Annotated in this window: 11 protein-coding genes; 3 read left to right on the top strand and 8 right to left on the bottom strand. The window is 56.2% G+C overall.

All coding sequences use genetic code 11. From position 1 onward, the window contains the following. Positions 1-203: integrase core domain-containing protein (locus tag D4100_RS18905; protein WP_147417757.1), on the top strand; the 203-nt coding region annotated here is incomplete at its 5' end. Between the two features lie 16 nt (positions 204-219). Here the strand turns inward: D4100_RS18905 and D4100_RS18900 are convergent. Next, positions 220-1,716, bottom strand: a complete 1,497-nt coding sequence (locus D4100_RS18900) for a calcium-binding protein (RefSeq protein ID WP_119804998.1) — start codon at positions 1,714-1,716, stop codon at positions 220-222. A 68-nt stretch (positions 1,717-1,784) separates the two neighbouring features. Continuing rightward, a complete protein-coding gene (locus D4100_RS18895) occupies positions 1,785-2,078 on the bottom strand; it encodes a hypothetical protein (RefSeq protein WP_006317249.1) in 294 nt (97 codons plus the stop codon). A gap of 736 nt (positions 2,079-2,814) precedes the next feature. Here D4100_RS18895 and D4100_RS18885 point away from each other — a divergent pair. Beyond that, positions 2,815-3,024, top strand: a complete 210-nt coding sequence (locus tag D4100_RS18885; RefSeq protein WP_006317250.1) for a hypothetical protein — start codon at positions 2,815-2,817, stop codon at positions 3,022-3,024. Positions 3,025-3,080: 56 nt separating this feature from the next. Here D4100_RS18885 and nudK read toward each other — a convergent pair whose 3' ends face one another. The 6 genes from nudK to napF form a co-directional block, all read right to left on the bottom strand. Further along, on the bottom strand, positions 3,081-3,659 hold the full coding sequence (gene nudK, locus D4100_RS18880; RefSeq protein ID WP_119804997.1) for a GDP-mannose pyrophosphatase NudK: 579 nt from the start codon (positions 3,657-3,659) through the stop codon (positions 3,081-3,083). Positions 3,660-3,789: 130 nt separating this feature from the next. Then, entirely contained in the window at positions 3,790-4,407 is a 618-nt protein-coding gene (gene napC / locus D4100_RS18875) for a cytochrome c-type protein NapC (RefSeq protein ID WP_119804996.1), read from the bottom strand. Positions 4,408-4,418: 11 nt separating this feature from the next. Continuing rightward, entirely contained in the window at positions 4,419-4,868 is a 450-nt protein-coding gene (gene napB, locus D4100_RS18870) for a nitrate reductase cytochrome c-type subunit (protein WP_006317253.1), read from the bottom strand. A 52-nt stretch (positions 4,869-4,920) separates the two neighbouring features. Further along, positions 4,921-7,407, bottom strand: coding sequence for a nitrate reductase catalytic subunit NapA (napA, locus tag D4100_RS18865; RefSeq protein WP_006317254.1), 2,487 nt, complete (start codon positions 7,405-7,407; stop codon positions 4,921-4,923). Beyond that, positions 7,404-7,667 carry a chaperone NapD gene (napD, locus tag D4100_RS18860; protein WP_006317255.1) on the bottom strand — a complete coding sequence of 88 codons (264 nt, stop codon included), beginning with the start codon at positions 7,665-7,667 and terminating at the stop codon, positions 7,404-7,406. Before napD ends, napA begins: the two co-directional genes overlap by 4 nt. Beyond that, positions 7,660-8,154 (bottom strand): ferredoxin-type protein NapF, encoded by a 495-nt coding sequence (napF, locus tag D4100_RS18855; protein ID WP_006317256.1) that lies wholly within the window; start codon positions 8,152-8,154, stop codon positions 7,660-7,662. The genes napD and napF overlap by 8 nt, the downstream gene beginning before the upstream one ends. A gap of 360 nt (positions 8,155-8,514) precedes the next feature. Here napF and narQ point away from each other — a divergent pair, with 360 nt between their 5' ends. Continuing rightward, entirely contained in the window at positions 8,515-10,197 is a 1,683-nt protein-coding gene (gene narQ / locus D4100_RS18850) for a nitrate/nitrite two-component system sensor histidine kinase NarQ (protein ID WP_119804995.1), read from the top strand. Positions 10,198-10,261 lie beyond the last annotated feature (64 nt).

The raw sequence follows: 10,261 nt of genomic DNA, 5'->3' as shown, positions 1-10,261 counted from the left end.
TGGCGGAAAGGGTGAACGGGATACTGAAGACGGAGTTTTTGCTATCACGCCCGGCAGATCTGGAGCAGGCAAGAAAGATGGTGAGGGAATCGATAGAAATTTACAACAGAGAGCGGCCTCACCAGTCGCTAAAATACAAAACGCCCGATGCAGTGCATCAGGCGTTTTACAGGCATAAAAGTGTCAACCTATGCCAGGACTAGTCAAGGTTGTGTAACACTACACGATAAAATCAACCTGCTGCAGCGGATGACCGACGATCTTCACCAGGAAGTCGGCGCTGGTGAAATCACCGCCCATATTGATCGCCAGGTCGCTGACGTTGGTCGCCTTATCATAAGTCAGGGTCGCCTCCCCTGCCTTGCCGCTGAACGCGCTAACAAAGGTAATCTGCTGCAAGCCTTCGCCGGTGTTGAACACCGAAAGGTCAATTTTGTCGGTGCCGCTGACAAAATCGGTGATCCAGTCCGGTGAAGAGGCTCGCGATTCATTGTAGCTGTTAAAGATAAAGGTATCGGCCCCTTCGCCGCCGGACAGCTGATCGACGCCAAGCCCGCCAATCAGAACGTCATTACCCTCACCGCCAAACAACATGTCATTGCCTGCGCCGCCGGACAGAATGTCGTTGCCGGCCTCGCCTCTCAACACGTTGCTGCCGTCGTTGCCGGCAATAAAGTTATTCAGCTCATTACCGGTGCCGACGATGTTGTCTTTACCGGTCAGCACCAGATATTCCACGTTCTTGGCCAACGTATAGCTGACCGAGGATTGCACGGTATCCAGGCCTTCACCGTAGTTTTCATGCACTTCGTCACGGATATTGTCGACGATATAGGTGTCGTTGTTGCCGCCGCCGTACATTTTGTCCGCCCCGGTACCGCCGTCGAGGATATCGTCGCCGTCTTTGCCATACAGCCAATCATTGCCCTTGCCGCCGGAGATATGATCGTTGCCGTAACCGCCATACAGGTGGTCAGACAAGATGCTGCCGTTGACCGTTCTGGCGTCGTGCACCGGATCGAGAATGCCGGTCAGCAACAGATCCAGCGTATTGGTCACCAGCCCGTTTTTGTTCAATACGATATCGACGGCCAGTCGGCCGACCCCACCCACCAGGTTGGCGGTCAGCGCCGCGGCCAACCCGCCAAGGAACGGCAGCAGGCCATCGGCCGGATCGGAAACCTGCACAAAGTTCTCGCCAAAGCCCAACGGCGGCGGGAAGACATCCCCCAGCACCCCGGCCCAACCCGCAGGCGGCAGCCCCAGGTTTTCCAGCGCCTGAGTCACATCGGTGTTCACCACGTCACCGGCTGACAACATGCCGCCATGGGCCAATGCGTCGTCAATCACGATCATCGCCAGCTTGTCGGAAGCCAACTGGAAGGTTGCTTCGGAAATCGGCTTGCCCTGCAACAGCGAAGCAACCTTGGTAGACCCACGCACAAACTCACTGTATGCCGAATTATCGCCGGAATTGATGCCTACCACGTAGCTAATCCAGGTTTCCAGCTTGATCAATTCTTTCGCATGTTCGTCACCGAACAAATACACCGTGGTCGGCGGCACATTGCCGGTATAGGCCACACGCGCTTCATGCACGATATCGCGGATGTAACGGTAGCCGTCGGCATATTGGCCCGTGTCGCGCAGCTCAGCCAGCTTTTTTGATTGTTCTTCGGTAAACGTCACCAAAACATCACTGTTTTGCGTAGCCATATATTTTTCCTTAAATATAATTCAACAAAAAGCCGGCCATTAAAAATGGCCGGCGTAGGCATCGGTAATTAGCCGCGGCCCCATTCAGAGGTTACATGGTAAGGCTGGGTCAGCTCGTAGGTACCCCCCAGCGCCTGGCCGATGCCGGCGCTGACTTTCAGGCATGCACCAATCAGCGTGTCGCCCAGTTCATGCACTGGCGCAACAAAAGGAATGGCATTCAGTGCCTGACCGATTGGTGCAACCGCATTAAAGAAGCCGTTAGTGAGATCCACTGCTTTCAAAATATTATTGCCCGCAATGCTGCTCAGTAAACCGGCACCCGTTACCTGCTCAATTTCCTTCTGAGAAAGTTCGATCATGTTAATTACTCCAATAAAATATAGGTAACAAAAGGGTATCTGACGGGAAAAACCAGGCGTAAAAATGCCACCCATATCGAAGACATATGAATTTCACATTCCTTATGAAATACGCACTCATCTTTCCTGATAAAAATCATACCCTGCTCTCCTTGATAGTGTCCAACCAGAGGAAACTCCTTTTCCGGCCAAACACCAGCTAATTGTAGAGTATTAAAAATCATACGACCAGTTTCCAAATAGGCGTTAAAAAAGCCGCCTTGAGATTTCCAAATAAATAGGATTACTGCCTAAGCGCCAATCAGTGGTGCAAAAAACGTTCATGGGAATAATTCAAGAAATTAAGAAAAAACAGGCGTGGAAAAATAAAAACCTTTATGAATGCGCAATCAATCCAGCATGAGAAATTAAGACAAAATTTCAATTGTTGGTTTTTTAAAATTTGGAAACAACGGGAAATATAGGATTTTCTTTATCTGCAAACGACAAAAAAACCGCATTTATTTACATTAATTTACAATTTTAAATGACCAATAAATGTCTGAAATAAAATATTCAACATAAAAAACAACAACATACAAAAAAACTTCGCTTAATTTAAGACTTACCCTAATAATATTTACTTGGCAATATCTTTACAAAACATTTATATCTTAGTGGCGGACGCGTTAGCAGAAAAGGAATAAGCGTATCACCGATACGTATTTCAAGCTTCATCATGGAAATGGAGATTAAGATGAAAGAACTTACTGTTAGTCAAACTGAAGAAGTTAACGGCGCAACCTTCGGTCTGGGCCTGGCAATCATTGGTGCAGGTGTTGGCTTCATCGGCGACACCCTGGGCCACCTGGCCGGCCTGTGGGGCAACGGCTGCAAACCGCAACCACCGGTTTGCCCACCGCCAAAACCACCTGTTTGCCCGCCAGAGCCACCAGTCTGCGAGTAAAAGGGAGTTAATTAACTTCGCCGGTGCGCGCGCCCGGCGGAGTTTTTAGCGCTATTTCAACCGCCCATAATTCGGTGGGTCTGCAGGTACTGCACCAACATGATGGTTTTGCCATCTTTAATTCGACCGTCGGCAATCATCGCCACCGCTTCGCTGAACGGCAGTTCGACCACTTCGATATCTTCGTCCTCTATACCACCGCCGGCCGCACGCCGCTCATTCTCATGATATTCGGCAATAAAGAAATGCACGATCTCGGTCACTCCACCCGGTGACATGTAAGCTTCAAAAATCTTTGTCACCTCACCGACCTGAAAACCGGTTTCTTCCACCGCTTCCCGGCGCGCGCACTGCTCGGGCGAATCGGCATCCAGCAGGCCGGCGCAAGCCTCCAACAGCATGCCGCTTTCATTACCATTCACATAGGTTGGCATGCGGAACTGGTTGGTCAACACCAGGGTTCCCTTGGCGCGGTTATACAGCAAAATGGTGGCGCCGTTGCCACGGTCGTAGACCTCACGCATCTGCTGAACCGAGCTGCCGTCCTTGCGCTGCAAATCGAAGGTGTACTTGTGCAGCACATACCAGTTATCCGACAGCAGCTCTTTCTTCACATTCTCAATTTTCGCCGACATGAACCCTTCTTCTTTTCCGTTAGCTGAATCGCAAAAATGATACCGCGATTGGGCCCCCAGGCGACAACGGATTTGCAACAAAAAACCCCGCGGCTCCGGGAGAGCTGCGGGGCTATGAGCATTGAAGGGTTTAAAATCCGTTGGGGACGTCGCGCATATCCGGCAGCTTGTGGGCGATGCCCTTATGGCAATCGATGCAGGTTTTGCCTTCGGTTATCGCCTTGTCATGCATCTTCGCCGCCACGGTTTTCTGCGCGGTGAAGTCCATATACTCGAAGTTATGGCAGTTACGGCACTCCTGCGAATCGTTGGCCTTCATGCGCGCCCACTCGTTGCCGGCCATCGCCAGCCGGTGTTGGTCAAACTTCTGCGGCGTATCGATCAGGCCGAACGCCTTGGCGTACAGTTCCTTGCTGGCCTTCAGTTTGCGCAGCATTTTCGGTGCCCACTCGTGCGGCACGTGGCAATCCGGGCAAGTGGCGCGCACGCCGCTGCGGTTGTTGTAATGCACCGTACCCATGTATTCCTCATACACGTTTTCGCGCATTTCGTGGCAGCCGATACAAAATTGCTCGGTATTCGCCGCTTCCATACCGGTATTAAAACCGCCCCAGAAGATAATCCCGGCGCCAAAGCCCAGTAACAACAACGTGCCCAAAGCCAGGCGGCTGGGCCTGCGCCACCAGCGCCACAGCCGCAGTAAGGGGCCGGTTTTTTTTTCAGTTGGGGTGTGATCAGGTTCTGCCATAACGCCTCCGTTTAGCGCCCAAAGCCCGGCATGGGCTGGAAATCATTGCCGACAATCGGCGCCGCATCGGTTTGCGGCACGTGGCACTGCAGGCAGAAATAGCGACGCGGCGCGACGTCGCTCAGCACCCGGCCGTCACGATCCATAAAGTGCGTCGGGCTGATACGCGGCGCGCCGGTGGTGCGGTAATGCTCCACCCCGTGGCACTGCAGGCAGCGGTGGGTGTTTTTGCTGACCTGATAACCGTCCACACTGTGCGGGATCATCGGCGGTTGATTGACATAGTTCAGCGCCATCCGCTCCTGCTGTTTAGGCGTGGAGATTGGCCCGACGGCGGTGGCGGAGACCTCCGGCGACTGGCTGAGATCGACACCGCCGGCGGCAAAGGCCAGGCCGGCAAACGCCAGCGACAACGCCGCCGCCCACAGGGCAAGCGTCTTTTTCACGACAGGGCTTTTCATTTTTATTTGGCTCCCGGGTAATAAAATGGGTGTTGAACGCACCGAGGCGCACTCACGCCTTCTCCAGCTTCACCGCGCATTTCTTGAAATCGACCTCTTTCGATAGCGGATCGGTGGCGTCCAGCGTCAGGGTGTTCACCAGTTGCGCAGCATCAAAGAACGGCATATACACCAGCCCGCGCGGCGGACGATTGCGGCCACGGGTTTCTACCGTGCTGATCACCTCGCCACGGCGCGACAACACTTTGACTTTATCGCCACGGCGCAGATTACGGCTCTTGGCATCCAGCGGATGGATAAACAGCACCGCCTCCGGGAAGGCGCGGTGCAACTCCGGCACCCGCCGGGTCATCGAACCGGTATGCCAGTGTTCCAGCACCCGGCCGGTAGACAGCCAAAGGTCGTATTCGGCGTCCGGGCTTTCCGCCGCCGGTTCAAACGGCAGCGCGAAGATCACCGCCTTGCCGTCCGGTTTACCGTAGAAACGCACCGCTTCCCCCGCTTTGACATAAGGATCGGTGCCTTCGCGGTAGCGCCACAGCGTCTCTTTGCCGTCGACTACCGGCCAGCGCAACCCGCGCGCCTGGTGGTACATATCGAACGCCGCCAGATCGTGGCCATGCCCGCGGCCAAAACCGGCATATTCTTCGAACAGCCCTTTTTGCAGATAGAAGCCAAAGGCGCGCGCCTCGTCGTTGAGCTGGTCCGCCGGGATTTCCGTCAGCGGGTATTTGTTCACCTCACCGTTGGCGAACAGGACGTCGTACAGCGTTTTGCCCCGGTATTGCGGGTTTTGTTCCAGCAGTTGCGCCGGCCACACCTCTTCCACCGTGAAACGCTTGGCGAACTCCACCAGTTGCCACAGATCGGATTTGGCCTCGCCCGGCGCTTTTACCTGCTGGCGCCAGAACTGGGTGCGGCGCTCCGCATTGCCGTAAGCGCCCTCTTTCTCCACCCACATGGCGGTCGGCAGGATCAGGTCGGCGGCCAGGGCGCTGACGGTCGGGTAAGGATCGGACACCACCACAAAGTTGCGCGGATCGCGCCAGCCCGGCATCCGTTCCTCATTGATATTCGGCCCGGCCTGCATGTTGTTGTTGCACATCACCCAGTAAGCGTTCAGCGTGCCGTCTTTCAGCGCGCGATCCTGCGCTACCGCATGCAGCCCGACTTTTGCCGGAAGGGTGCCGGCCGGCAGCTGCCATTTCTGCTCGGCTGTCTGGCGGTGTTTTTCGTTGGTGACTACCATGTCGGCCGGCAGACGGTGGGCAAAGGTGCCTACCTCGCGCGCGGTGCCGCAAGCGGAAGGCTGGCCGGTCAACGAGAACGGCCCGCAGCCCGGTTTGGCGATCTTGCCGGTCAACAGGTGCAGGTTGTAGCACAGGTTATTGGCCCAGACGCCGCGCGTATGCTGGTTGAAGCCCATGGTCCAATACGACACCACCTTGATGTTCGGATCGGCATACAGCTTCGCCAGCGCTTCCAGTTGGTCTTCCGGCACGCCGCTCATTTTGGCGATTTTTTCCAGCGTGTATTCCGCCACGAAAGCCTTGTACTCTTCGAAACTCATAGGTTCGGAAGCATCCGAACCTGGATTTTTCGCCTTTTTTTCCAGCGGGTGGGTCGGGCGCAGGCCGTAACCGATGTCCGTCGCCCCGCGGCGGAAATTGACGTGCCGATTGAGGAAGTCCTGATCTACGGCGTTGTGTTGAATGATGTAGTTGGCGATGTAGTTCATGATCGCCAGATCGGTCTGCGGCGTGAACACCATCCCGTTGTCCGCCAGTTCGAAGCTGCGGTGCTCATACGTCGACAGTACCGATACGTTGACCTTCTCGTTGCTCAGACGGCGATCGGTAATGCGCGACCACAGGATCGGGTGCATTTCCGCCATGTTGGAGCCCCACAGCACGAAGGCGTCAGCCTGCTCGATATCGTCATAGCAGCCCATCGGCTCGTCCATGCCGAAGGTGCGCATGAAACCCACCACCGCCGAAGCCATGCAATGGCGAGCGTTCGGATCCAGATTATTGGTGCGCAACCCGGCCTTGAACAATTTGGCGGCGGCGTAGCCTTCCCACACGGTCCACTGGCCGGAGCCGAACATACCCACAGCGTCGGGCCCCTTCTCCTTCAAAGCCTGTTTGAATTTTTCGGCCATGATGTCGAAAGCCTGTTCCCAACTGATGGGGGTGAACTCGCCTTCTTTATGGTACTGGCCGGCTCTCATCCGCAGCAGCGGCTGGGTCAGGCGATCTTTGCCGTACATGATTTTCGGCAGGAAATAGCCTTTGATGCAGCTCAACCCGCGGTTGACCGACGCATCCGGGTCCCCTTGCGAGGCGACGACACGGCCATTTTGGGTACCGACCAGCACGCCGCAGCCCGTACCGCAGAAGCGGCAGGGTGCCTTGTCCCATTTGATGGCATCCGCACTGCCTGCCACCGCCTGCGCTACCGTTGGAATCGTCAACCCGGCCGCCGCCGCAGCGGCCACCGCGGCGTTAGCCTTCATGAAGTCTCGGCGACTGAGTTTCATGGCGTTACCTCACCTTGCAAGTCCTGCTGGTGATAAACCAGCGATACCGCCAGCACGCCGTCCAGATTGCGCACTGACTCAATTTTTTCCAGCAACGCCTGAGAGCAAGACGCCTGCATCACTACCACCAGCTTTCCCTGCGGCCGATCCTGCACCGGGATTTCCGTGTCCGTTATCGCCAGCAGTGCCGTGACAAGCCGTGGAATTTTTTCCGGCCGGGCCTGCACCACCAGCCCGCTTACGTGCCATTCGTTATTCATTGTTTTCGCTCCGGATTAGGGTGACGGCATTCGCCGGGCAGCCGGCGACACAGGCGCCGCAGCCGTTGCAGGCTGCGGTATCCAGCATGGGCTGCGCCATCTCGCCCAGCCGTGGCCGAAAGCGGATCGCCTGCGGCTCGCAACTGTCCTGGCAACTGCGGCATTCAATACCTCTTTGCGCCAGGCAATCGGCGCCAAACGCCGCATATTGCCGCCAGGGGATTTCCGCCAGCGGGCGAAACAGCGGCGCTTCGCAGGCCTGTGCGCAACGCCCGCAAAACGTACATTCCGCCCGCTGGAAATCAATCTCGGGAAAGCCGCCGCTGCCGCCGATCAGCACGCCGGTTTCACAGACGCGAATGCAGGCCTGGCAACGGGTACAACCGGCAATAAAAAGGGATTCTTGATGCGACCACGGGGGGCGGTTCGCCGCCGAAGGGAGACGCCATTGTCCGCCGAGCAGCCTGCGCCGCGACAATACGGTCATGCTGTTTATCCTTGAGGTTGCAAACATACCCACACGCCAGTTTGCGGGCAGCGGCTATCGTCTATGGATTTAAAACCCTGAAAAATACGGGGGTAACATAAGAGGAGTCCGGGGGGTATATAATCACCCTAAAGGGGTAAATGCGGGGGTAGCTTGCGCCAGATCAATCTATTGCCGTGACTAAGGGGATTTTGCCGCGCCCTTTTCACTCAATCGCTATCTCTTTAATTATATAACGATCGTTTTTCCCGATGCTTACATCTTGAGATAAAACCCGGCGAATTTTAGTTGCAAAACTTATAATTTTGCTTTCGAATGAAACCCGACGATGCGCGTCGCCCGTGAGAAAAGGATCCGTGATTGCTTGTTAAACGTTCCGTGACCGGCAGCCTGGCCAAGGCGCTGTTTTGCATCGTGATTTTGTCCGTGCTTTCCACCGGGCTGGCGCTGACCACCGTTGCCGGCAGCCTGCGTGACGCCGAGGCGGTGAATATTGCCGGCTCGCTGCGCATGCAGAGTTATCGGCTGGCTTACGATCTCGCCCGGCAGGCCACGGGGACGGATCAGCATCTGCAGCAATATCAACAATCCCTGCAGGCCCCGGCGCTGCAAAACCTGGATCGCTTTTACGTGCCTGCCGACGTCCGGGAGAAATACCTGTCGCTGCAGCAAACCTGGCAGCGGCTGGCGCAGCAGATCCGGGCCGGACAGTCGGCAGATTATCAGGCCAACGTCGCCGGCTACGTTAACCAGATCGATCATTTTGTTTTGGCTCTGCAGCGCTATTCCGAACTCAAGCTGGCCATAGTGGCGACCATCAGCGTGGTGGGTTATATCGCCATTATCGGGCTGGTGCTGTTTTGCATTCGCTTTATGCGTCGCCAGGTGGTGGCGCCGCTGAAACACCTGGTGGACGCCAGCCAGCGCGTGCAACAGCGGGATTTTCACCACCCGCAACTGGATGTGGCGCTACCGAACGAGTTGGGCGTGCTGTCGCAGGCCTTTACCGCCATGTCGGACGATCTGGCCAAGCTATACCAGTCTCTGGAGTTAAAGGTTCAGGAGAAAACCCAGCGTTTGCAACAGGCGAACAAGACGCTCGAGGTGCTCTACAACTGCTCGCAGGCGCTGAGCATGCGGCAAATCAGCAGAGAGTCTTTTGAGCAGATCCTGCAGATCGTGCGCCAAAGCGAGCAGTTGCACTGCATCCGCCTGAACGTGGCGGACAGCCTCAGCGAATGGCAACTGACCAGCGGTGTGCCGTCGCCAACGCAGGCCTGGCAGCGGCTTACCATAGTTCAGGACGGCAAGCCGCAGGGGGAACTGAGCTGGCAGTATCAGGACCAACCGCCGCACCCGCACCTGATGCAAAGCGTGGCTAACATGCTGAGCCGCGGCGTTTATTTTAATCGCGCACAGAAACAGCACATGCAGTTTTTGCTGATGGAGGAACGCGCCACCATCGCCCGCGAGCTGCACGACTCATTGGCCCAGGCGCTGTCGTTTTTGCGGATCCAGCTGACGTTGCTCAAACGTACGTTGGCAGGCGGCCCTCCCCAGGCGCAGGAGATTATTAACGATTTTGACCGTGCGCTGGCCGACGCCTACCGCCAGTTACGCGAACTGCTGACCACCTTCCGCCTGAACATTCAGGAGGCCGATTTGAACGCCGCGTTGCATCAGTTACTGGCACCATTAAAGGTTCTAACCGGCGCGCGGATTCAGTTACACTGTCGGCTTTCCTCCCAGGCGCTCGATGCCCAACAGCAGGTGCATGCATTGCAGATTGTGCGGGAAGCGGTGCTCAATGCCATCAAACATGCCGATGCGCAGGAAATAGTGATCCGTTGCGAGGTCACCGCGAGCGGCGATAATGCCATCAGCATTGTTGACGACGGCTGCGGCATCGCCAGCTTGAACGAGCCGGAAGGCCACTATGGGCTGACCATCATGAGTGAACGCGCAGCGCGACTGGGAGGCACGCTGCTCATCCAGCGAGGCGAACCCAAGGGTACGGAAGTCCGTTTGACATTTCCGCCATAAATCAGGGCCATTCCCCCCTCGTTGCCTTTGAGGAGGGAATGAAGACTATTTCAGGATGTCGTGG

The organism is Serratia inhibens, from assembly GCF_003591175.1.
Classification (GTDB): domain Bacteria; phylum Pseudomonadota; class Gammaproteobacteria; order Enterobacterales; family Enterobacteriaceae; genus Serratia; species Serratia inhibens.
Note: the sequence above shows the minus strand (reverse complement) of the source record. Positions and strands in the feature narration are given on the sequence as shown.

What these genes read in the sequence shown, in the direction of transcription:
- D4100_RS18900 (WP_119804998.1), bottom strand. Translation starts at nt 1,716, where the DNA reads ATGGCTACGCAAAACAGTGATGTTTTGGTGACGTTTACCGAAGAACAA.
- D4100_RS18895 (WP_006317249.1), bottom strand. Translation starts at nt 2,078, where the DNA reads ATGATCGAACTTTCTCAGAAGGAAATTGAGCAGGTAACGGGTGCCGGT.
- D4100_RS18885 (WP_006317250.1), top strand. Translation starts at nt 2,815, where the DNA reads ATGAAAGAACTTACTGTTAGTCAAACTGAAGAAGTTAACGGCGCAACC.
- nudK (WP_119804997.1), bottom strand. Translation starts at nt 3,659, where the DNA reads ATGTCGGCGAAAATTGAGAATGTGAAGAAAGAGCTGCTGTCGGATAAC.
- napC (WP_119804996.1), bottom strand. Translation starts at nt 4,407, where the DNA reads ATGGCAGAACCTGATCACACCCCAACTGAAAAAAAAACCGGCCCCTTA.
- napB (WP_006317253.1), bottom strand. Translation starts at nt 4,868, where the DNA reads ATGAAAAGCCCTGTCGTGAAAAAGACGCTTGCCCTGTGGGCGGCGGCG.
- napA (WP_006317254.1), bottom strand. Translation starts at nt 7,407, where the DNA reads ATGAAACTCAGTCGCCGAGACTTCATGAAGGCTAACGCCGCGGTGGCC.
- napD (WP_006317255.1), bottom strand. Translation starts at nt 7,667, where the DNA reads ATGAATAACGAATGGCACGTAAGCGGGCTGGTGGTGCAGGCCCGGCCG.
- napF (WP_006317256.1), bottom strand. Translation starts at nt 8,154, where the DNA reads ATGACCGTATTGTCGCGGCGCAGGCTGCTCGGCGGACAATGGCGTCTC.